Below are 22,578 nucleotides of genomic sequence, written 5' to 3'. Positions count from 1 at the left end.
TGGATGGCAGCGCTATGCACCCGATTGCACAGCGCTCGCCGCACCATGCGGCGTTGCTCCGCCTTGTGGGCAGGAGCCCACGGTGTTGTCGCGCCTTGCCTGGCACGCCGATCACTGCGCACCCGGGCGCATCCAACTGCTGTTTCTAGGATGAAAGTCGCCGCACTCCAGATGGTGTCCTCGGCGGACATCCGCACCAATCTCGATACTGCGCGGGGTCTGCTTGAGCAGGCTGCGCAACAAGGGGCCGAGCTTGCGGTCCTGCCCGAGTACTTTTGCATGCTGGGCTTCAAGGATACGGACAAGCTGCAGTTCGCCGAGCAGCCGGGCCAGGGGCCGCTGCAGGATTTCCTGGGCCGGTGCGCGCATGAGCTCGGGTTGTGGATCGTGGGCGGAACCGTGCCGCTTGCAACGGGCGCGGCCGAGGCGCCGGTCAAACAGGTCTTTAACAGCACCCTGGTGTATGGACCCACCGGTCAATGCACGGCGCGCTACGACAAGATGCACCTTTTCCGTTTTGACAATGGCCGGGAAAGTTACGATGAGTCGCGTGTGCTCCAGCCGGGCCGGCAGCCTGTGACTTTTGACCTGCCCTCCAGGGACGGCAGCACCTGGCGGATCGGTTTGAGCATTTGTTATGACCTGCGTTTTCCGGAGCTGTACCGCGCGCTCAAGGCCGATCTGCTGCTGGTGCCCAGCGCTTTCACGTTCACGACGGGCCAGGCGCACTGGGAAATACTGCTGCGCGCGCGCGCCATTGAAAACCTGGCCTACGTGCTGGCATCGGCGCAAGGCGGCACGCATGAAAACAAGCGGCGCACCTGGGGCCACAGCATGGTGGTGGACCCCTGGGGGCAGATCCTGGCGCAGCAGGCCGAAGGACCGGGCGTGGTGATGGCCGAACTGCTCAAGGCGCGGCTGGAGGCCGAGCGCCTGCGCTTGCCGGCCCTGAACCATGGTGTGCTGTGAAGCCTTCCCCATCAAGGTTCAGCGGCATGGCCGCCCTCAAATGGGCAAGCAGCCATGTCGGCTTGCGGCGATCGATACTCTGGATCTTGCTGCTCGCGCTGCTGGTGACGCTGCTCGGCACGCTGGTGTGGCTGGCAGGCCGCTATGAGGCCAGCCAGATACAAAGCCGGCTTGAAGCGGATGCGGCTGAAACCGTCACGGACATTCGTGCCGGGCTGACCCGCAACATCCAGGGCTTCCAGGCCTTGCAGTCCAGTGAGCGCACGCCGGACACCTGGCATCTTCCTGCTGCCGACATGATGCGCGAGCATCGCGAGATCATGCGCCTTGAGTGGCGCAGCGAGTCCCTCAAGACACTCGTTTACGCGGACACACCTTACCGCAGCCCTGTTTTTGAGCGCCTGGGGCGCGAGACCACGCAGGCGGATGTCAGCCTGGCATGCACCACGGCGCGCCGCCTGAGCGGTGCCGCCTACTCCACCAGCTACTTCATGCCGCAGCCGGACGGCCTGGGGTTCGAGATGCTGGACATGTGCATGCCCATCATGGTGGCCGGCCGTCTCTCGGGTTATATCGTCGCCACCTATTCCCTGCAGGAGGTACTGTCCGAACTTGTGGGCAAGCAGGTGGCCCGCGGGCAAAGCCTTTCGTTCACCGAGGCGGATGGCACGCGCCTGGCGCTGTACGGCACGGCGTCGCGCGGAAGCCGCATCTATGTCGCGCAGCAACTGCTGGACCTGCCCGGCAATACGCTGGTGCTGCGGCTTGAAAGCCGCCAGGGAACGCCTGCGTTTTTCCCCAATGTATTGACGGCGCTTGTCACGGCCATGTCCCTGGCCCTGATGGCCGTGCTGTTCCTGCTGGCGCGCGACATGCGGCGGCGCCTGAAAGTCGAGCACGACCTCGGCGAAGCGCTGGCTTTTCGCAAGGCCATGGAGGACTCGGTGGTGACCGGCTTGCGTGCCCGCGACCTGTCCGGCCGGATCACCTATGTGAACCCGGCTTTTTGCGAGATGGTGGGCGTGGATGCCAAGGACTTGCTGAACCAGAGTTTTCCCTCGCCTTACTGGCCGCCCGAGATGGCCGACACCTACCAGCAACGGCAGGCCATACGCCTGGCCGGCAACAACCTGCCCAGGGAGGGGCATGAATCGGTGTTCATGCGGCCTGACGGCACGCGTTTTCCCGTGCTCATCATGGAAGCCCCGTTGATCAATGCGGTCGGCAAGCACACCGGCTGGATGAGCGCCATTCTTGATGTCAGCGAGCAGCGCCGTGTGGAGGAGCTTTCGCGCGCCAGCCAGGAACGTTTGCAGGCCACGGCCCGCCTGGCCATGATCGGAGAGATGGCTTCGTTGCTGAGCCACGAGCTGAACCAGCCGCTGGCCGCGATTTCAAGTTATGCGACGGGCTCCCTTAACCTGATGAAAGATGAGGCTGCGGGCGACTGGCCGCTGGATGCGCCGGCCGGCCATCTTTCAAATGACCTGCAGCAGGCCATGAGCCGTATTGCCGAGCAGGCGGAACGCGCCGGCAAGGTGATCAAGAGCGTGCGCGACTTTGTGCGCCGCCGCGACCAGGCCCGCGAAGCGGTGCCGCCGCGCGCCCTGCTGGACGCTGTCATGCCGCTGGTGAGCCTGCAGGCGCGCAAGCTGTCGGTCACCGTCGCCATCGACGTGGATTCGTCATGCCCGCCGGTGTTGTGTGACCGCACCATGGTGGAGCAGGTGCTATTGAACCTGTCGCGCAACGGCATGCAGGCCATGCAGGATACTCAGGTACAGCCAGGCTCGGGCAACGCCGCCCGCGTCCTGACCCTGCGTGTCAGGCCGGCGGCGTCCAACGAACACAGCAGCTGGGTCGAGTTCGCGGTGATTGACCTGGGCGAGGGTATTTCCCCGGAAGTGGCCGAGCAGCTGTTTACGCCGTTTTTCACCACCAAGGTGGAGGGCATGGGACTGGGCCTGAACCTGTGCCGTACCGTGATCGAGCAGCATGGCGGTTTTCTCGGGTATGAGGCGGTCCAGCCACGCGGTACGATTTTCAGTTTTACCTTGCCGGTGGCGCCGCCGCCCGGAAAAAATTAAGCCCGTCAGGAAAATGACGGACAGGAGTAAGCATGGAGCCTATCCAGAATGCCACGGTTTATATAGTTGACGACGATGCGGGCGTCAGGGATGCGCTGGCCTGGCTGCTGCGATCGCGCCGTTTGCCAAGCGAGTCTTTTGACTGCGCGGAAGCCTTTGACGCCCGGATTTCCGGGAATTTTTCGGTCCAGTCGCCGTCCTGCGTGCTGCTGGATGTGCGCATGGGGGCCTTGAGTGGCCTGGCGATGTTCGACAAGCTGATTGACTACGGCCTGCAGCCTACCCTGCCGGTTATTTTTCTCACCGGCCATGCCGATGTGCCGACAGTCGTTGCCACTGTCAAGCGCGGAGCCTTTGATTTTTGCGAGAAGCCTTTTTCAGACAATGCGCTGGTCGACCGCATCGAACAGGCATTGCAGCATTCCGCCTCGGCGCTGGCCCAGCACAATACCGCGAGCGGGCTGCAGGCCCGGCTGGACGGCCTGACCGACAGGGAGCGGGACGTGATGCGGCTGGTGGTGGGCGGCTTGCCCAACAAGCTGGTGGCCGACCAGCTGGACATCAGCGTGCGCACGGTGGAAGTTCACCGCGCACGCGTTTTCGACAAGATGGGTGTCAAATCGGCGGTGGAGCTGGCCAATCTGCTGCGTGATCTTGCGTAGCGCCTGGTACTGCAACCCGAAAATATCGAAACATGAAAACGCGCCTTCACACCCATGGCGGCGTTGCAACCCTTGTGAAGGCGCACGGCCTTCACTGCGGTTTGCGCCTTGCCCTGGGCGCGAATCCATCGTTTTCACCTTGTTTCGCTACTTCCAGGTTGCAGTACTAGGCCTTGTCCGCCGGGTCGGGTTGCTTGTCCTGCGAATCATTTTTCAACTCGCCATTTTTGCGGCCCGAGAACATCGTCCACCACACAATGAACACCAGTAAAACCAATGCCCCCAGGGCTTCCAGCAACAGCAGGACCATGACACGCCTTCAAAGAGTTGTACAGACAGCGGCGATTATCGCCACCACCCTTGTGCTGGTGTCCTGCGCGGTGGGGCCGGTCTACACGCCGCCCCAGGCTGAGCCGCAGGCCGTCCCCGCCCGCCGGGACGACGGTGCGCCGCTGCCGCCGCCCATGCTCCAGGGGAAAAGCCGCTGGGTGCCGGTGCGCTGGGCCGAGCTGCCGGGTTTTGATGACGACCAACTGTTTGAAGCCTGGAATGCCTGGCTTAAAAGCTGCGAACGGCCCGGGCCGGTCTTTGCGCCCTTGTGTGCCGATGTCCGGCGCCTGAGCATTGCGTCTGGCGAGGAGCAGCGTGCCTGGATGCTGGCCAGGCTGCAGCCCTTTCGTGTGGAGTCGATACAGGGCCAGGCCGATGGTTTGCTGACCAGTTATTACGAGCCGCTGCTCAAGGCCAGCCGGCAAGCGGGCGCCGGCTACGAAGTGCCTTTGTACAAAACGCCGCTGGGGTACGGCAGCCGCAAACCCTGGTATTCGCGCCAGGAGATAGACACCCTGCCTGAGGCGCGCGCCGCCCTCAAGGGGCGGGAAATCGCCTGGCTGGCAGACCCGGTGGATGCCATGGTGCTGCACATCCAGGGCTCGGGCCGCCTGAGTGTGGCTGAAGCCGACGGCTCCCAGCGCCTGGTGCGCGTCGCGTTTGCCGGCTCCAATGACCAGCCTTTTCGCAGCGTGACGCAATGGCTGCTGGACCAGGGCGCGGGCAGGATGGCCGCGCCGTGGGCCGAGTCCACCAAGGCCTGGGCCGCGCAAAACCCGCAACGTGTGCAGCAGATGCTCTGGAGCAATCCGCGCTATATATTTTTCCGTGAAGAGCCGCTCAACGCTTTTGATGCGGCATTTGGTCCCAGGGGCGCGCAGGGTGTTGCGCTGACGCCGGGCCGCTCGATTGCGGTGGACCCCGGCAGCATTCCCTACGGCACGCCGGTCTGGCTGGCGTCCCGCGGCAATACCGTCAGCCTGCAAAAGCTGGTGTTTGCGCAGGATACCGGCAGCGCCATTGTGGGAGCGGTACGGGCCGACTATTTTGCGGGCACCGGTGCGGAAGCCGGCGAGTTCGCCTCCCGCATGAACCAGCCCCTGAACCTCTGGGTGCTCTGGCCGAAGTAGAAATCCTGAATCCTCAAGCACCCGGGAGGCCGAATGAAAAAATCATCATCTGCAAAAGCGCTCGGCCTGTTGTGCTGCAGTGTCCTGGCCGGCTGCGCAGGCAACAGCTGGAATGCAGAGGCACCGCTGTACCGCTGCGAAGCGGGCGTTGAATTCACGGCCCGTTTTATAGACAACACGGCGGTGCTGGACGGCTCGCGCGGCTACGACGTGCTGTACCGTGATGCCGGCGGCATAGGCGACAAACAATCCGTTTACAGCAACCCGCGCATGCGCGCAGAGTTCGGACTGGGTGCCAGCGGGCGCGAAGCGATCCTGCGCTACCCCCTGCTGCCGCTGGTGGTGCGTTGTGTGCGCGATTGACGCGGATGCTGTGACGTTGCGCATGATGCGCAGGTCCACCTGCACCTGATTGCTATCTAATTCATAGCTGGTAGCGGGCGACTGATGCCGGCCGTGGCCATGAATTGCTTAAAAATGGCACTGGACTGGATTTCTGCGCGGCTTCCTGCCGCACAATATCCGCCATGAGCACCAAGCGAAAAATCACACCCGAAGAGACGGCCGCCACGGCGGAAGAGAACCTGCTGATGGATTTGTTCGAGCAGCCGGGGCACCTGATCCGGCGTGCCAACCAGATTGCGGTGTCCATGTTTTTCGAGACCATGAATGTGGATGTCACGCCCATCCAGTATTCGATTTTGCGCATGCTCCAGGAGTCGCCGGGCATTGACCAGGTCACGCTGGCGGGGCTGGTGGCGCTGGACAAATCCACGGCGGCCGACATCGCCGTGCGGCTGGAAAGCCGGGGCTGGATACACCGCGAAGTCATCGCCCGGCGCCAGCGCCGCCTGTCGTTGACGGCGGAGGGCGAGGCCGCGCTGAACGCCATGGTGCCTGCCGTTCACACCCTGCGCGACCGCATACTGGCCAGCCTCGAGCCTGCGGAGAAAAAGGAATTCATGCGCCTGCTCAAGAAATTTGTGCACCTGAACAACGAACAAAGTCGGGCGCCATTGCAGCGCAGCGAGGCCAGGGACTAGGGAAAACCCTGAATTTTTTGGCTTGTTTGGGAAGTTCTCATTCAGTACACTGATTGACAGTCAGTATGCGGAATTAGCGTGCCCGGGATTGCCGGGTGCATGCGCATGCCGTGCCCCAAGCTTGCCAGTACCAACCTCACGAATGGAGACAGACTCATGAAAAAGCGTTTCTTCCTTTGCGCCGCAGCCTGCGCAATTGCCACCCTGTCCGGCGGCGCCATGGCACAGGGCGAGCCCTTCAAGGTCGGACTGATCCTGCCGATGACCGGCCCGTTCGCTTCCACCGGCAAACAGATCGAAGCCGCCGTCAAGCTCTACATGGCGCAGAACGGCTCCACCGTTGCCGGCCGCAAGGTCGAGGTGATTTTGAAGGACGATGCCGGCGTGCCCGATGGCACCAAGCGCCTGGCGCAGGAGCTGATCGTCAATGACAAGGTCAGTGTGATTGCCGGCTTCGGCCTCACCCCTAGCGCGCTTTCTGCCGGTGCGATAGCCACGCAATCCAAAACGCCTGCGATCATCATGGCGGCGGCAACTTCCAGCGTTGTCGCCACCTCGCCATTTTTTGTGCGCACCAGCTACACGCTGTACCAGAGCGCCTCGACCATGGCCGAATGGGCCTCGAAAAACAAAATGACCAAATTCGTGACGCTGGTGTCCGACTACGGTCCCGGCCTCGACGCTGAAAAGAACTTCACCGAGAAGGTCAAGGCATCGGGCGGCAAGGTGCTGGCCGAGCTGCGCGTGCCCATGCGCAATCCGGACTTCGCGCCCTTTTTGCAGCGCGTGCGTGATGAAAAGCCCGAGGCGGTGTTTGTATTTGTGCCTTCCGGCCCTGGTGCGGCATTGATGAAACAGTTCACCGAGCGCGGCCTCGACAAGGTGGGCATCAAGCTGATCGGTGATGGCGGCATCACTGATGATGATTTGCTCAATGAGATGGGCGATTCGGCGCTGGGCGTGGTGACCTCATTCCATTACTCGGCAGCGCATGATTCCAGCGTGAATAAAAAGTTTGTGGCGGACTTCAACGCCGCCAACAAGGGCATGCGGCCCAACTTCATGGCCGTCGGCGGTTACGACGGCATGGCGGTGATCTACAAGGCGCTGGAAAAAACCAAAGGCCAGGGTCAAGGCCAGGCGCTGGTCGATGCGATGAAGGGCCTGTCCTTTGAAAGCCCGCGCGGCCCCATCACCATCGACGCGCAAACCCGCGACATCGTGCAGGACGTTTATATCCGCAAGGTAGAGCGCCAGGGCGGCCAGCTCTACAACATCGAAATCGACAAGATCAAGGCCGTCAAGGACCCGGGCAAATAAGCCCGTTCAACGCAGCAGGAGCAAGACATGAACGATATGGCCACCCCGGTTGAGATCACACGCGCACCGGCCATTTTTCCGCTGGACCGCTGGTACGTCGCCGGCTTTTCCTGGGAGCTCAAAGACAAGCCCGTGGCGCGCACCATACTGTCGCGGCCCATGGTGCTGTTTCGTGCCCAGGACGGCAAGGTTGCCGCGCTGCAGGACCGCTGCTGCCACCGCGACCTGCCGCTGTCCTGCGGCAATGTAGAGGGCGCCGGCCTGCGCTGCGGCTACCACGGCCTGCTGTTTGACACCACCGGCAAATGCGTTGAAATCCCGGGCCAGGAGCGCATTCCCGCAAAGGCTTGCGTCACCGCCTACCCACTGCGCGAGCGCGACCAGATCCTGTGGGTATGGGTGGGTGCCACGCCGGACAGCCAGCCGAAAGATGAACCACCGGCCTATCGCTTTCACAGCGATGCCGCCTACAGGTTCGGCGGCGATGTGTACCACTACGATGCGCCGTGGCAGCTGATCCACGACAACCTGCTGGACCTGAGCCACCTGGGTTATGTGCACCTCAAGACGATTGGCGGCAACCCGACGCTGCACATGAACGCCGCAGTCAAGGTCGAGAGCACGGAAGAGACCGTACGTGTGATACGCCTCATGCCTGAATCAGACCCGCCGCCGACTTACGCATCGGCCTGGCCTTTTGCCGGCAAGATAGACCGCTGGCAGGAAGTGGAGTTTCACCCCTCGCACTGCGCCATCTGGACCGGCGCGATGGACCATGGCACCGGCTCCTACGACGACCCGGAGCGCCATGGTTTTCACATGCGCGGCTTTCACGGCGTGACGCCGGAAACCGAAACCACGACGCATTACTTCTGGACGATTGCGACCAACCCGCATCCTGACCGTACCGACGTCACAACGCTGGTGGTGGACCAGACCGCCGCCACCTTTGAAGAAGACAAGGTCATCATAGAAGCGCAATACCGCAACCAGATGCGCCAGGGGCCGGGTCCCAACATTGACATCCATGTGGATGCCGGGCCCAATCGCGCCAGGCGCCTCATCACAAAACTGCGGCAGGCAGCGGCCGCGGTTTAACAGCTACCCGATTCGAGTCAGTTAACCAACAGGAGACAAAAATGGCAAGTAACAGAGGCGTTGTTTACGTAGAGCAGGGCAAGGTGGAAGTCCGTTCCATCGACTACCCGAAACTGCTCAACCCCAAGGGCCGCACCGCCAACCACGGCGTGATCCTGAAGGTGCTGACCACCAACATCTGCGGCTCCGACCAGCACATGGTGCGCGGCCGCACCACCGCCCCCGCCGGTCTCGTGCTCGGCCACGAAATCACCGGCGAAGTCATTGAAGCCGGCAAGGATGTTGAAACCCTCAGCGTGGGCGACATCGTCTCCGTGCCCTTCAACGTTGCCTGCGGCCGCTGCCGCCTGTGCAAGGAACGCCAGACCGGCGTCTGCCTGACCGTCAACGAATCCCGCCCCGGCGGCGCTTACGGTTATGTGGACATGGGCGGCTGGGTTGGCGGCCAGGCCGAATACGTCATGGTGCCGTATGCCGACTTCAACCTGCTCAAATTCCCCGACCGCGCCCAGGCCATTGAAAAGATCCGCGACCTGACCTGCCTGTCAGACATACTGCCCACCGGCTACCACGGCGCCGTCACCGCAGGCGTCGGCCCCGGCAGCACCGTGTATGTGGCTGGCGCCGGCCCGGTCGGTCTGGCGGCGGCCGCATCGGCACGCCTCCTGGGTGCGGCGGTGGTCATCGTCGGTGACGTGAACCCCGCGCGTTTGAAGCATGCCAAAAGCGTTGGTTTCGAAATCGCAGACCTCTCAACCGATGTGCCACTCGGTGACCAGATCCAGGCCATCCTCGGCGTGCCTGAAGTCGACAGCGCCATTGACGCCGTCGGCTTTGAAGCACGCGGCCACGGCCACGAAGGCGCGCAGCACGAGGCACCCGCCACCGTGCTCAACTCGCTGATGGAAATTACAAGAGCGGCCGGCAAGATCGGCATCCCGGGTCTGTATGTGACAGAAGACCCGGGCGGTGTGGACAAGGCTGCCAAGACCGGCTCCCTGAGCATTCGCCTTGGCCTGGGCTGGGCCAAGTCACACAGCTTCATGACCGGGCAGACGCCGGTGATGCAGTACAACCGCGCACTCATGCAGGCCATTTTGTGGGACCGCATCAAGATCGCCGACATCGTCGGCGTCAAGGTGATCTCGCTGGACGAGGCGCCTGCCGGTTACGCGCAGTTTGATGCGGGTGCACCGACAAAATTCGTGATTGATCCGCATGGGCAATTGGGCAAGCGTTAAGCCGTCCTGAAACGGCTTTTTCAGGCGAAAAAGGCCTTTTTACATATAAAAAGTGCCTGTGGCCGCCTGAATATGCGCGCAACCAGCTATCAAAACCATAGCAGATTGCGCGCACTATAAATTCCCAAATGCATTCGGGCGCTCAGGCCCCGCGCGCCAGGTGGCCCAGCGGCAGGGCACTGCTGGCCTTGACCTCACCCAGTGAAAAGCTGGTGTGCATGTCTTTCACATTGGGCAGGTTGATCAGCTTTTGCAGCGCAAACTTGCTGAAGGCCTCCAGGTCCTGCGCCACGACCTGCAGCTCAAACGTGCCAGTGCCGCTGATGTAGTGGCATGACACGATTTCCGGCAGCTTCCTGATGGCCTCTTCCAGCTGGCGTGTTGTGTCGCCAGTGATCCGCTCGGCATCCAGCCGCACAAACGCCAGCACGCCCAAGCCTATCTTGTGGCGGTTGATCTCGGCCCGGTAACCCGTGATAAAGCCCGACTCTTCCAGCGCCCGCACACGCCGCCAGCAGGGCGCCGCCGACAAACCGACTCGCGAGGCAAGCTCTGCATTGGTCAGGCGGGCATCGGTTTGCAGATGCTGCAGTATGGCAATGTCGAACTTATCAAGTATTTCCATAATGTCCAATAAATTGGAAGATTCTTGCTCATCATAGCCAATACAGGGCAAAGAAAGCAAAGACTTATCTGGATTTAATGCATACACTTTGCCATGGAGTTTTGCATTTTTGAGGCTGCCTCATTGCCGGTTTGCGGCATGGCCGGCTCTTCAAAATCCAGTGAAAGCGCCCCATGTATAGCTATCTGCTGCAGGAGACAAAATAATGAACGCCCCGCTACCGGAACACATTCGCAAGTCGCTGGAAACCGTCACGCTCGACGACAAATACAGCCTGGACTATGGTCATGCCTTCATGAGCGGTGTGCAGGCGCTGGTCAAGCTGCCCATGCTGCAGCAACTGCGTGACAAACAGCAGGGTAAAAATACGGCAGGTTTTATTTCAGGCTACCGCGGTTCACCGCTGGGTGGTTACGACCAGGCCTTGTGGAAGGCCGCCAAATACCTCAAGGCGCAGAACATCATCTTCCAGCCCGGCGTCAATGAAGAGCTGGCAGCGACCGCCGTGTGGGGCACGCAGCAACTGGGTTTTGCACCTCCCGGTACCAATAAATTTGATGGTGTGTTTGGCATCTGGTACGGCAAGGGTCCGGGTGTGGACCGTACCTCGGACGTTTTTAAACACGCCAATATGGCGGGCACCACGCCCTGGGGCGGCGCAATTGCGATTGCCGGCGACGACCACATTTCAAAAAGCTCGACGGCTGCGCACCAGAGCGACCATATCTTCAAGGCCTGCGGCCTGCCGGTGTTTTTCCCGGCCAGCGTGCAGGAGATTCTGGACCTGGGCCTGCATGCGATTGCGCTCAGCCGCTACGCGGGTGTCTGGGCTGGCGTCAAAACCATACAGGAGATCGTCGAGTCCTCGGCCAGCGCCATGATTGACCCGGGGCGGGTGCAGATCAAAATCCCGACCGACTTTGAAATGCCACCCGGCGGCGTGCACATCCGCTGGCCCGATGCGCCGCTGGAGCAGGAGCAGCGCCTGTTTGACTACAAGTGGTATGCCGCGCTGGCCTACATACGCGCCAACCGCCTGAACTACAACGCGATTGAAGGCAAAAACGACCGCTTCGGCATGATCGCCAGTGGCAAGGCCTACAACGACACACGCCAGGCCCTGATGGACCTGGGCCTGGACGACGACACCTGCCGCCAGCTCGGCATACGCCTGCACAAGGTCGGCGTGGTCTGGCCGCTGGAAGCGCAGCTCACGCGCGAATTTGCCACCGGCATGCAGGAAATCCTGGTGGTCGAGGAAAAACGCCAGGTCATCGAATACCAGCTCAAGGAAGAGCTGTACAACTGGCGCGCCGATGTGCGGCCCAACATCGTCGGCAAGTTCAATGAGGTGCCCGGCGAGGACTCGCAGGGGCCCTCCGGTAGCCGCAGCGGCGGCGAATGGAGCATGCCGAACCCGTCGGCCAACACCCTGCTGCGCGCCAACGCCGACCTGTCGCCCGCGCTGATCGCCAAGGCGCTGGCCGCGCGTGTCAAGAAGCTCGGCCTGGACAGCGACATGCTGGCGCGCATAGACGCACGCCTGGCGGTCATAGAGGCCAAGGAAAAATCATTGACCACGCTGGTGGTCGACAGCGAACGCACACCGTGGTTCTGCTCGGGCTGCCCGCACAACACCTCGACCAAGGTGCCCGAGGGCTCGCGCGCCATGGCCGGTATCGGCTGCCACTACATGGCACTGTGGATGGACCGCAGCACCATGGGCTTCACACAAATGGGCGGCGAGGGCGTGCCCTGGGTCGGGCAGCAGCCTTTCACCACGGACAAACACATCTTTGCCAACCTGGGCGACGGCACCTACTTCCATAGCGGCCTGCTGGCGATACGCCAGAGCATTGCCGCCGGCGTGAACATCACCTACAAAATCCTCTACAACGATGCGGTCGCCATGACGGGCGGCCAGCCGGTCGGCGAGCGGCCCGAGGGGCACTCGGTGGTGCAGATTTCGCAGTCGGTGCGGGCCGAAGGCGCCGCCAAAATCGTGGTCGTCACCGACGAGCCTGAAAAATACGAGGGCGTAAAACTTGCCGACGGCGTGACAGTGCACCATCGCGATGAGCTGGACGATATACAGAAGCAGTTCCGCGAAATCCAGGGCACGACCATCATCATCTACGACCAGACCTGCGCGACCGAAAAGCGCCGGCGCCGCAAACGCGGCACCCTGGTGGACCCGGCTGCGCGCGTCGTGATCAACGAGCTTGTCTGCGAAGGCTGCGGTGATTGCGGCGAGCAGTCCAACTGCATGAGCGTGGAGCCGCTGGAAACCGAATTCGGCCGCAAGCGCCAGATCAACCAGAGCACCTGCAACAAGGACTTTTCCTGCGTGAAGGGTTTTTGCCCCAGCTTTGTCACTGTCGAAGGCGGCCAGCTCAAGAAAAAATCAAAGGCCAACAAATCGTTCAGCCCGTTTGAAGGCGGCGAGATGCCCGAACCGGTGTTGCCGGTGCTGGGCGCAGACCATCCGCTGTGGGGCATTGTGGTGGCCGGCGTTGGCGGCACGGGCGTCATCACCATCGGCCAGCTGCTGGGCATGGCCGCGCACATCGAAGGCAAGGGCATCGTCACACAGGACGCGGCCGGGCTGGCGCAAAAGGGCGGCAGCACCTGGAGCCACGTGTTGATCAGCGCGAAGCCCGGTGAAATCTGCACCACGCGCGTCGGCACTGCGAGTGCCGACCTGATCATTGGCTGCGACCCCATCGTCAGCGCCAACAAGGAAACCATGGCGCGCATGCAGGAAGGCCGCACGCATGTGGCGTTGAATTCCCACAGTGCACCGACAGCCTCGTTTGTACACAACGGCGCCTGGCAAAACCCGGGCGGCGCCTGCCAGGCCGAGATCAGCAAGGCCGTAGGCGCAGGCGGCGTGGGCTCCTTTGATGCCGATACCGCGGCCACCAAACTGATGGGCGACAGCATTTATGCCAATCCCATGCTGCTGGGCTACGCCTGGCAAAAAGGCTGGGTGCCGCTGGGGCTGGAGGCCATGACACGGGCCATTGAGCTGAATGCCGTGGCAGTCGAGCAGAACAAGATGGCATTTGCCTGGGGCCGCCGGGCTGCACATGATTTGCCGGCCATGGAAAAGCTGTTTGCCTCGGCCCAGGTCATCGCCATGCCGGCGGCCCGTCAGGGCCTGGATGAACTGGTGGCGCGGCGTGTTGAGTTCTTGACGGCCTACCAGAACGCGGCTTATGCGCAGGATTACGAAAAGTTTGTGCGCCGTGTGGAGCAGGCCGAAGCCCCGCTGGGCAAAAAGCTGCTGGCGCAAAACGTTGCGAAATACCTGTTCAAGCTCATGGCCTACAAGGACGAGTACGAAGTCGCACGCCTGCACACCGACACAGCTTTCCTGGACAAGGTCAACAGCATGTTTGAGGGCGACTTCAAACTCAACTACCACCTGGCGCCGCCGCTGCTGGCAAAGAAGAACGACAAGGGCGAGCTGCAAAAGCAGAAGTTTGGTTCGTGGATGCTGGGCGGCTTCAGGGTGCTGGCAAAACTCAAGGGCCTGCGCGGCACGGCACTGGATATTTTTGGCCGCACTGAAGAACGCAAGACGGAGCGTGCGCTGATCGGTGAGTACAAGGCCAGCATTGAAAGCCTGCTGCCGGCGCTGGATGCCGGCAACCACGCGGTCGCTGTCGAGATTGCGCGCATCCCTGAACTCATCAAGGGTTATGGCCATGTCAAGGAACGCAACCTGAAACAGGCCCGCCTGCAATGGGCCGGACTGATGCACGACTTCCACCTGGGGAAGCGTGATGCTGAAAAACTAGCCGCCTGAACTACACCTGTGTTGTCCGCTGGAACAGGCCGCCTGGCAATCGCGTCAGGTGGCCGTCCAGTTCGAGCTCAAGTAATTTAGCCTGGAGCTCAGGCGTGGGCAGTCCGGTGCGCGCTTGCAGCGCGTCCAGGCTGACCACGTCAAAACCAAGCGCGGCCAGGAAGGCGCTGTCGGCGAGGGGCTCGTCGTTCGCACCAGGCGGATTCTCAGGCGCCTGAACCGACGGCAGCCTGAGCTCTTCCAGAACATCCTGCGCTGTTTCCACCAGTTTGGCGCCTTGTTTGATGAGTGCGTGGCAGCCGCGCGATTGCGGCGAATGGATGGAGCCGGGGATGGCGAAGACCTCCTTGCCCTGCTCTGCCGCCAGACGGGCGGTGATCAGCGAACCCGACTTGAGCGCCGCTTCGACCACCAGCACACCTTGTGACAGGCCTGAAATAATCCGGTTGCGTTTCGGGAAGTTGGCGTTGAGCGGTGGCGTGCCCAGCGGGAACTCGCTGACGATCATGCCCTGCGCGGCGATCCGGTGTGCCAGTTCAAGGTGTTTTTTCGGGTAGACGCGGTCCAGCCCCGTGCCGACCACGGCGATGGTGTTGCCGCCGCCCAGCATGGCGCCGTCATGCGCGGCGCCGTCCACACCCAGCGCCAGCCCGGACACGATGCACAGGCCGGAGGCACCGAACGTTTTGGCAAACTGCCTGGCATTGACCTCGCCCTGCGGCGTGGGGTTGCGGCTACCGACAATGGCTAGTCGGGGTTGCGGCGCGGATGCTATATTTTCGATAGCTGGTCGCGCTTGTTTGGCGAGGGCCCCCATCATGTAAAGCATCAAAGGCGGGTCTGCGATGTCGAGCAGGCTGGCCGGGTAGCCGGCGTCACCCAGGGTGACGATCTGGCGCTCATCCGAGGCGGCAAGCCAGTCCAGCGTGGTCTGAAGCAGGTCCGCCAGCGTGGGCGGGACTTCCAGAATGGCGCGGCTGAGCTTTTCGGAGCCCAGCTGGTTCAGCGTTGTGCTGCTTTGTTCAAAAATTGCCTGAGCAGAGCCAAAGGTAGCCAGCAGCTTGCGAGCGGTTTCATTGCCTATGCCGGGCGACAGGGTCAGGCGCAACCAGGCCTGGAGTTCGTCGCGGTCCATGGTTCAGCCGGTCCCAGGTCGCCCGATGCAGAAGGCTGATGGTGCTGTTTTGCCCGCGTCAGTTGGGGTTGGTGAACCGGTCGCCGACCTTCACGCCGTCGGTGATCTGCAGCACCAGCGCGTAAGACAGCTGGTCAAAGGTGCGGAACACCATGAGCAGGCCGTTGCGCTCGTTGGGCAGCTTGATCCGGGTACGCGAGGAGTCGGTACGGTCCTGCAAAACCTGGCCGTCTTTCAGGATGGCCATGACATGGCCGTTTTCCAGGCCGTCCTTGGTGCCGCGGTTCACCACAACCACCTGGTTTTCCGCGGCATAAGTCACCGCGCTGCCGTAGACGGACACGATCTGGCCGGAAATCGGTGTGGCAGGTGCGTGCGGTGCGTAGCTTTGCGAAGAGCGGGCCGGCTCGGCAACCAGGCGGTCGCCCGTGCGCATTTCTTCCTTGGTCGCAATGATGTCTATGGTGGCCGGCACGATTTCACTCGTGACTTTTCCGTCCCTGGCGGTCACTTGCTGTATGGATTCGCCACGAACCAGTTCGGCCTTGCCGACAAACTGGGCTTCGTAACCCAGGATGGCACCGCTTACTGGGTCCTTGAGCGGGGTGGCATTGCGAAAGACGCGGTAGTCCAGCGGTTCACCCCTGGCATCGCTCAAGGGCTTGCCTGTGCCGTCGGCCAGGACACCGCGTGCATAAGCACGGTCGCCGCGGCTCAGCAGCACGCGGCCTTCCTGGGCGGCCACGATGCGCGGGGCACCTGCAAAGGTGACGGCGTCCACAATCAGCGGCTCGGCCAGAAAGGGCTCAATGATGTTGGAGGCCAGGGTGGGTATTGACGTGTCGCCGGCCGACTGGGAACGCGTGCGCGGCGAGACCCGTATGGTTTCCGTAGGCGGGCCGTCATTGGCGCTGGCCTGGCGTGTGCGCAGCACCGCGCGGCCGTTGGATTTGTCCAGGAACAGTTGCTGGCCGGGGTAAATGCGGTGCGGATTGCGGATGTCCTGCAGGTTCATGCCCCACAGTTCGGGCCAGCGCCAGGGACTTTTCAGGAAAAGCCCCGAAATCGACCACAAGGTGTCTCCGCTTTTGACGACATAGCTGTCCGGTGCATTGGGCGCCAGGTCTGCAACCGGGATACCCGCCTGAGCTACCTGGCTGGCCGTGGCTTTCTGGTCGGCCGTGATGGGGAAGTTCTGCGCATGGGCCCCAAGCGTCGCGCCCAACAGGCTCAGGGCTATTGAAATACGGCTGAAACGACCAGAAATAATGTGCATCTTGAAGGCCTTGTTCTCGGCTTGTAGGCTTGCATGACCCGCTTCCCTGCTGGCTGGGGCCATGTTTTATCTTGATAAATCACTGTCGATTTTGTACCTAAGCCCTTGATTAGGCAACGAAAATGCAGTTTGACAAGCCCCTTGATCCTTAAAAGGCATCAAAATTTGCGAAAATAGAGACACCTGATTAGCCTGCCCATGACCCAACTTACCATTCTTCGTTATCCCGATCCGCGTTTGCATACCGTGGCCAAGCCTGTAGCCGCAGTCGATGCGCGCCTGCAAACCCTGGTCGATGACATGCTGGAAACCATGTACCAGGCCGAGGGCATCGGCCTGGCCGCGACCCAGGTGGACGTCCATGAGCGTTTGATCGTGATTGACGTGAGCGAAGAGCGCGACAAGCCGCTGGTGCTGATCAACCCGGAAATCCTGTGGGCCAGTCCCGAGACAAAGATCAACGACGAAGGCTGCCTGTCCGTGCCCGGCATTTATGACGGCGTGGAACGCGCCGTCGCCGTCAAGGTGCAGGCGCTGGACCTGGAAGGAAAAATGCAGGTCCATGAAGCCGACGGCCTGCTGGCGGTGTGCATCCAGCATGAAATGGACCACCTGATGGGCAAGGTGTTTGTGGAGTACCTGTCGCCGCTCAAGCGCAACCGGATCAAGACCAAAATGATCAAGCAGCAAAAGAGCGAACATAGCATTGGCATGTCCTGATGCGCGTCATATTTGCGGGCACACCAGAGTTTGCCCGTGTCGCGTTGGAGCGCCTGCACGCAGCAGGTTTTGAAATTCCCCTGGTCCTGACCCAGCCGGACCGCCCCGCCGGGCGTGGCATGAAGCTGCAGGCTTCCGCCGTCAAGCAATGGGCGCAGAGCCAGCATATCCCGGTAGCCCAGCCGCGCAGCCTGCGCCTGGATGGCAAATATCCTGAAGACGCTGCTTCGGCACGCGAAGCCATTGAGGCGGCGCGTGCCGACGTCATGGTTGTCGCTGCTTATGGGCTGATCCTGCCGCAGTGGGTGCTTGACATGCCCCGACTGGGCTGCCTTAATATTCACGCTTCGCTATTGCCGCGCTGGCGCGGCGCCGCGCCCATCCACCGTGCGATTGAGGCCGGCGATACCGAGACCGGCGTGACCATCATGCAGATGGATGCCGGGCTGGATACCGGTGACATGCTCCTGGTCGATCGCCTGCCGATCACGCCAGCGGACAGCACGGGTCAATTGCACGACCGGCTGGCGGCGATGGGCGGCCGCCTGATTGTTGAAGCACTGGAACTGGCGGCTTGCGGTGGCTTGCGACCGGTCAGGCAGCCTGAAGCCGGCGTTAGCTACGCCCACAAGATCGACAAGGCCGAGGCACTGGTCGACTGGAGCCAGCCGGCCGGGGTGATAGGCCGGCGAATCCGGGCCTTTGACCCATTTCCCGGCGCCCACAGCCCATTGGGTGGTGAAAGCATCAAGCTGTGGCGCTATGAAATTGAGAGCTTTTTGCGCCCGTCCGATGTGAACTGCGGCACGATTTTGTCTGTGGATGCGGGCGGCGTCAGGGTCGCCTGCGGCCAGGATGTGCTGCGCCTGACCGAGCTGCAGCGCGCCGGCGGCAAGCGCCTTGCCGTGGCGGATTTCCTGCGTGGCTTTGAGCTGCGGCCCGGCATGGTTTTTGGCAGGTAGGCCCCGTGTTCCTGCGTCCAGCCCATTTCCGCCATCCCCAGTTCCGTGCGGGCATACGCGACATGCTCCCGGTTACCCCCGGTTTTGCCGCCTGGGGCCTGATGACCGGTGTGGCCATGGTCAACTCCGGCATGAGCGTGCTGGAGGCCGTCCTGATGACGGTGGTGGTTTATGCCGGCAGCGCCCAGCTGGCCGCGATTCCGCTGATCATGGCAGGCGCGCCCATGTGGGTGATCCTGGCGGCCGCGTTTTGCGTCAACCTGCGTTTTGTGGTGTTCAGCGCACATCTGCGCGCCTACATGATGCATTTGCCGCGCTGGGAGCGCCTGCTGACCGGTTTTCTGACGACCGACCTGAGTTATGTGCTGTTCGTCCAGCGTTTTCCCGAGCCCAGCGAGGACCCGGCCCAACGTTTGGCGCAGCAGGCCTACCTGGCCGGCAACTGTGGCCTTGGCTGGGCCAACTGGGTGCTCAGCGGCCTGGCTGGCGTGGCCCTGGCCAACTTCATCCCGAGCAGCTGGGGCCTGGGTTTTGCCGGTGTTCTGGCCTTGCTCGGCATTAGCTGCTCGCTCATTACCAGCCGCCTGCGTGTGCTGGCGGCCGTGGCTGCCGGTGCTGTTGCCGTGGCGGCCTTTGCCATGCCACTCAAGCTCAACATCCTGCTGGCCATTGCCGCCGCGGTGGCAATGTGCCTGCTGCTTGAAAACCGCGGTTTGTCCCGGCCAGCGACTGCCAGGGCCGGTGAATCCGGAGATGGCGAATGAGCATGACTCAAACCGATCCCTGGACGCTGCTCACCATCGCCGGACTGGCGCTGATGACTGTCCTCACGCGCTCCTTCTTTTTCATCTCCAGCAAGCCCTGGACGCTGCCCGGCTGGGCCAGGCGCGGCCTGGACTATGCGCCCATTGCGGCGCTGGCGGCCGTGATCATCCCCGAAATCGTCATGACGCAAGGCCATCTCATAGACACCTGGAAGGACGCGCGCCTGTTTGCGGCTGCCGCCGGCATAGGCTGGTTTTACTGGCGCCGCGGGGTGCTGGGCACCATCATTGCCGGCATGGCGGTATACCTGCCGCTGCATTTGGGGCTGGGCTGGTGAAATGGCCCCCACGGTCGCTCACTGCGTGTAGCTCCCTGCCCCCCAAGGGGGCTAATTTTCCTTGGGGCGGCCCGGCGGAAAATTGTTGGTCCCCACGGTCGCTGACTGCGTGTCGCTTCCTGCTACCGAAGGGGCTGTTGGAGCCACCTACAATTTAAGGCTTTGGGCTCAGCGCCCCAAACCATTTATATTTTTTGAGTCGTTCATGAATTTCATCCGTTTTTCTGATCTGTGCGCCAGTGGCCAGGTGGCCGGCAAGCGTGTTTTTATCCGCGCCGACCTGAACGTACCGCTGGACGCCAGCGGCAATATCACGGAAGACACACGTGTCCGTGCCTCGATTCCCTGCATACAGATGGCGCTTGATGCAGGCGCCGCCGTGATGGTGACCTCGCACCTGGGCCGCCCGGTGGAGGGCGAATTCAAGCCCGCCGACTCCCTGGCGCCGGTGGCCAAACGGCTGGGCGAGCTCATGCAGCGCGATGTACCGCTGGCATCGAACTGGGTGGATGGTGTCAGCATCAAACCCGGTGAAGTCGTCCTGCTGGAAAACTGCCGCCTGAACAAGGGCGAGAAAAAAAATGACGATGCGCTGGCCCGCAAGCTGGCCGCGCTGTGCGATATTTTTGTGCACGACGCGTTCGGTACGGCCCACCGCGCCGAAGCCTCCACCTACGGCATTGCCCAGTACGCCAAAGTCGCCAGCGCCGGGCCGCTGCTGGCTGCCGAGATGGACGCCATCTCCAAGGCACTGACCGACCCGCGCAGGCCGCTGGTGGCAATCGTGGCGGGCAGCAAGGTGTCCACCAAACTCACCATACTGAAGTCGCTGGCCAACAATGTGGACCAGCTGATCGTGGGCGGCGGCATTGCCAACACCTTCATGCTGGCCGCAGGCCTCAAGATTGGCAAAAGCCTGGCCGAAGCCGACCTGCTGCCAGAGGCCAAAGCCGTGATCGAGGCCATGAAGGCGCGCGGCGCCGCGGTGCCGATTCCCGTGGATGTGGTGACGGCCAANGCGCCGCGGTGCCGATTCCCGTGGATGTGGTGACGGCCAAAACCTTTGCCGCCGATGCACCGGCTACGGTCAAGGCGGCGACGGATGTGGCGGACGATGACCTGATCCTCGACATCGGCCCGCAAACCACCGCACAACTCGCGGCCCAGCTCATGGCGGCCGGCACGATTGTCTGGAACGGCCCGGTCGGCGTGTTCGAGTTCGAGGCGTTTTCGCACGGCACCGAAGGCATTGCCCGCGCCATTGCCAAAAGCAGCGCATTTTCAATTGCCGGCGGTGGCGACACCCTGGCCGCCATTGCCAAGTACGGCATTGAAAAACAGGTGGACTACATCTCCACCGGCGGCGGTGCATTCCTGGAAGTGCTGGAAGGCAAGACTCTGCCGGCGTTTGAAATCCTGCAAAAACGCGCTGCAGGCTAAAACCGGATGCTCTGTTTTTGATAGCTGGTGGCGCGCACTCCATGGCGGCCACCGCTACTTTCTATTCAAAAACAGGGCTTGTGATGCCGCCCGGCGCTGCCGGCCCAGCCTGGATTGGTAACGGTTTGGTAACTGATTTCGTGTGAAAATAGGAAACTAAATTACACGGAGACTTTAAATGCCACGTCGCGCTACCAAGATCGTCGCCACCCTCGGCCCTGCTTCCAGCGACCCGGTACTTCTGGAAAAAATGATTCGCGCCGGCGTCAACGTGGTGCGACTGAACTTCAGCCACGGCAAGGCGCAGGACCACATCAACCTGGCCACCGTCGTGCGCGAGGCTGCCCAACGCGCCGGGCGCGAAGTCGCCATCATGGCCGACCTGCAAGGCCCCAAGATCCGTGTCGGCAAGTTTGCCGAAGGCAAGGTGCAACTGGTACCGGGCGAAAAGTTTGTGCTCGATGCGTCCCGCACGGAAGCCGGTGACATCAAGGGCGTGGGGCTGGACTACAAGGAACTGCCGCGCGACGTCAAGGCCGGCGACGTGCTGTTGCTGAACGACGGCCTGATCGTTCTGACGGTCGATGCCGTGCTGGGCGAGGAAGTCATCACCACCGTCAAGCTGGGCGGCGAGCTGTCCAACAACAAGGGCATCAACAAGCAGGGCGGCGGCCTGACCGCACCGGCCCTGACGGCCAAGGACATGGAAGACATCAAGACCGCGATGAGTTTCCAGGCCGACTATGTGGCCGTGAGTTTCCCGAAAAACGCGACCGACATGGAAATGGCGCGCCAGCTCTGCAATGTGGCGGCAGCCCCGTACAAACACAAACCCGGCCTGATCGCCAAGATCGAGCGCGCCGAAGCCATCCCCAATCTGGCGGAAATCCTGCGCGTCAGCGACGGCATCATGGTGGCGCGCGGCGACCTCGCGGTTGAAGTCGGCAACGCCGCCGTTCCCGCGCTGCAAAAACGCATGATCAAGATGGCGCGTGCGCAGGACAAGGTGGTCATTACCGCCACGCAGATGATGGAGAGCATGATCCTGAACCCGGTGCCCACGCGCGCCGAGGTCAGCGACGTGGCCAACGCCGTGCTCGACGGCACCGACGCCGTCATGCTCAGCGCCGAGACGGCAGCCGGCAAGTACCCGCTGGAGACCATCCTGGAGATGGCCAATATCTGCGTCGAAGCCGAAAAAGCCGAGTACAAGGAGATCGACTCCGACTTCACCGGCAAGATGTTTGCCCGCATCGACCAGTCGATTGCCATGGGCGCGCTGTTCACGGCCAGCCACCTGGGCGCCAAGGCCATCGTGGCGCTGACAGACAGCGGCTCCACGCCCCTGTGGATGAGCCGCCATGACATCCACGTGCCGATTTACGCCCTGACACCGCGCCTGAGCACGCAGCGCAAGATGGCGCTGTACCGCAATGTGCGCCCCCTGCTGATGGACACCAGCGCAGACCGCGATACCGCGCTGGAGCAGGCCGAAGGCCATCTCCTGAGCCGCAAGATCGTGCAAAGCGGCGATGTCTACGCCATCACCTGCGGCGAACCCATGGGCGCACCGGGCGGCACCAACATGCTCAAGATCTGCCGCGTGGCGTAATGCCCCCGGACGGGG

General features: G+C 62.3%; 19 protein-coding genes and 1 pseudogene. 16 read left to right on the top strand and 4 right to left on the bottom strand.

Annotated elements, in window-relative coordinates:
- The first annotated feature begins 150 nt into the window (after nt 1-150).
- Genes ACFQND_RS10060 through ACFQND_RS10050 form a run of 3 tightly spaced genes read left to right on the top strand, consistent with a single transcriptional unit; the run spans nt 151 to nt 3,718 of the window.
- Entirely contained in the window at nt 151-969 is an 819-nt protein-coding gene (locus tag ACFQND_RS10060) for a carbon-nitrogen hydrolase family protein (RefSeq protein WP_371437191.1), read from the top strand.
- A gap of 26 nt (nt 970-995) precedes the next feature.
- Complete coding sequence (locus ACFQND_RS10055; RefSeq protein WP_371437190.1) at nt 996-3,056, top strand: nitrogen regulation protein NR(II); 2,061 nt, start codon at nt 996-998, stop codon at nt 3,054-3,056.
- A 32-nt stretch (nt 3,057-3,088) separates the two neighbouring features.
- A complete protein-coding gene (locus tag ACFQND_RS10050; RefSeq protein WP_371437189.1) occupies nt 3,089-3,718 on the top strand; it encodes a response regulator transcription factor in 630 nt (209 codons plus the stop codon).
- A gap of 166 nt (nt 3,719-3,884) precedes the next feature.
- Here ACFQND_RS10050 and ACFQND_RS10045 read toward each other — a convergent pair whose 3' ends face one another.
- Nucleotides 3,885-4,028 carry a hypothetical protein gene (locus tag ACFQND_RS10045; protein WP_371437188.1) on the bottom strand — a complete coding sequence of 48 codons (144 nt, stop codon included), beginning with the start codon at nt 4,026-4,028 and terminating at the stop codon, nt 3,885-3,887.
- Here ACFQND_RS10045 and mltA point away from each other — a divergent pair.
- From mltA to fdhA, 6 genes are all read left to right on the top strand, one after another.
- A complete protein-coding gene (gene mltA, locus ACFQND_RS10040) occupies nt 3,976-5,178 on the top strand; it encodes a murein transglycosylase A (protein ID WP_371437187.1) in 1,203 nt (400 codons plus the stop codon). The two genes, ACFQND_RS10045 and mltA, sit on opposite strands and share 53 nt — an antisense overlap.
- Nucleotides 5,179-5,211: 33 nt before the next feature.
- Nucleotides 5,212-5,541 carry a hypothetical protein gene (locus tag ACFQND_RS10035; protein WP_371437186.1) on the top strand — a complete coding sequence of 110 codons (330 nt, stop codon included), beginning with the start codon at nt 5,212-5,214 and terminating at the stop codon, nt 5,539-5,541.
- A 164-nt stretch (nt 5,542-5,705) separates the two neighbouring features.
- Nucleotides 5,706-6,221, top strand: coding sequence for a MarR family winged helix-turn-helix transcriptional regulator (locus ACFQND_RS10030; protein ID WP_371437185.1), 516 nt, complete (start codon nt 5,706-5,708; stop codon nt 6,219-6,221).
- A 156-nt stretch (nt 6,222-6,377) separates the two neighbouring features.
- Entirely contained in the window at nt 6,378-7,541 is a 1,164-nt protein-coding gene (locus ACFQND_RS10025; RefSeq protein WP_371437184.1) for an ABC transporter substrate-binding protein, read from the top strand.
- A gap of 36 nt (nt 7,542-7,577) precedes the next feature.
- On the top strand, nt 7,578-8,639 hold the full coding sequence (locus ACFQND_RS10020; protein ID WP_371437383.1) for a Rieske 2Fe-2S domain-containing protein: 1,062 nt from the start codon (nt 7,578-7,580) through the stop codon (nt 8,637-8,639).
- Nucleotides 8,640-8,680: 41 nt separating this feature from the next.
- On the top strand, nt 8,681-9,880 hold the full coding sequence (gene fdhA / locus ACFQND_RS10015; RefSeq protein WP_371437183.1) for a formaldehyde dehydrogenase, glutathione-independent: 1,200 nt from the start codon (nt 8,681-8,683) through the stop codon (nt 9,878-9,880).
- A 142-nt stretch (nt 9,881-10,022) separates the two neighbouring features.
- On the opposite strand, the gene ACFQND_RS10010 is transcribed toward fdhA, so the two are convergent.
- Nucleotides 10,023-10,505, bottom strand: coding sequence for an Lrp/AsnC family transcriptional regulator (locus ACFQND_RS10010; RefSeq protein WP_371437182.1), 483 nt, complete (start codon nt 10,503-10,505; stop codon nt 10,023-10,025).
- 205 nt (nt 10,506-10,710) lie between these two features.
- Between ACFQND_RS10010 and ACFQND_RS10005 the strand changes: the two genes are divergently transcribed.
- Nucleotides 10,711-14,316: an indolepyruvate ferredoxin oxidoreductase family protein gene (locus ACFQND_RS10005; RefSeq protein WP_371437181.1), complete on the top strand. Its 3,606-nt coding sequence runs from the start codon at nt 10,711-10,713 to the stop codon at nt 14,314-14,316.
- A gap of 1 nt (nt 14,317) precedes the next feature.
- Here the strand turns inward: ACFQND_RS10005 and dprA are convergent, their stop codons facing one another.
- Nucleotides 14,318-15,451, bottom strand: coding sequence for a DNA-processing protein DprA (gene dprA, locus ACFQND_RS10000; RefSeq protein ID WP_371437180.1), 1,134 nt, complete (start codon nt 15,449-15,451; stop codon nt 14,318-14,320).
- 58 nt (nt 15,452-15,509) lie between these two features.
- Nucleotides 15,510-16,727, bottom strand: coding sequence for a LysM peptidoglycan-binding domain-containing protein (locus ACFQND_RS09995; protein WP_371437382.1), 1,218 nt, complete (start codon nt 16,725-16,727; stop codon nt 15,510-15,512).
- Between the two features lie 198 nt (nt 16,728-16,925).
- Here ACFQND_RS09995 and def point away from each other — a divergent pair, with 198 nt between their 5' ends.
- The 6 genes and pseudogenes from def to pyk all read left to right on the top strand — a co-directional run bounded on the left by def (nt 16,926) and on the right by pyk (nt 22,563).
- The gene (gene def / locus ACFQND_RS09990) at nt 16,926-17,447 is read left to right on the top strand and encodes a peptide deformylase (RefSeq protein WP_371437179.1); all 522 of its coding nucleotides are present in this window, start codon (nt 16,926-16,928) and stop codon (nt 17,445-17,447) included.
- Complete coding sequence (fmt, locus tag ACFQND_RS09985) at nt 17,447-18,409, top strand: methionyl-tRNA formyltransferase (RefSeq protein WP_371437178.1); 963 nt, start codon at nt 17,447-17,449, stop codon at nt 18,407-18,409. Before def ends, fmt begins: the two co-directional genes overlap by 1 nt.
- A gap of 5 nt (nt 18,410-18,414) precedes the next feature.
- Complete coding sequence (locus ACFQND_RS09980) at nt 18,415-19,173, top strand: AzlC family ABC transporter permease (protein WP_371437177.1); 759 nt, start codon at nt 18,415-18,417, stop codon at nt 19,171-19,173.
- A gap of 2 nt (nt 19,174-19,175) precedes the next feature.
- Nucleotides 19,176-19,511: an AzlD domain-containing protein gene (locus ACFQND_RS09975; RefSeq protein WP_371437381.1), complete on the top strand. Its 336-nt coding sequence runs from the start codon at nt 19,176-19,178 to the stop codon at nt 19,509-19,511.
- A gap of 205 nt (nt 19,512-19,716) precedes the next feature.
- A pseudogene (locus tag ACFQND_RS09970) lies at nt 19,717-20,951 on the top strand (phosphoglycerate kinase).
- A gap of 178 nt (nt 20,952-21,129) precedes the next feature.
- Complete coding sequence (gene pyk / locus ACFQND_RS09965) at nt 21,130-22,563, top strand: pyruvate kinase (RefSeq protein ID WP_371437175.1); 1,434 nt, start codon at nt 21,130-21,132, stop codon at nt 22,561-22,563.
- Nucleotides 22,564-22,578 lie beyond the last annotated feature (15 nt).

It is taken from the genome of Polaromonas aquatica (genome assembly GCF_042659145.1).
Lineage (GTDB): Bacteria > Pseudomonadota > Gammaproteobacteria > Burkholderiales > Burkholderiaceae_C > Polaromonas > Polaromonas aquatica.
This window is presented reverse-complemented; position numbering and strand designations above follow the sequence as displayed.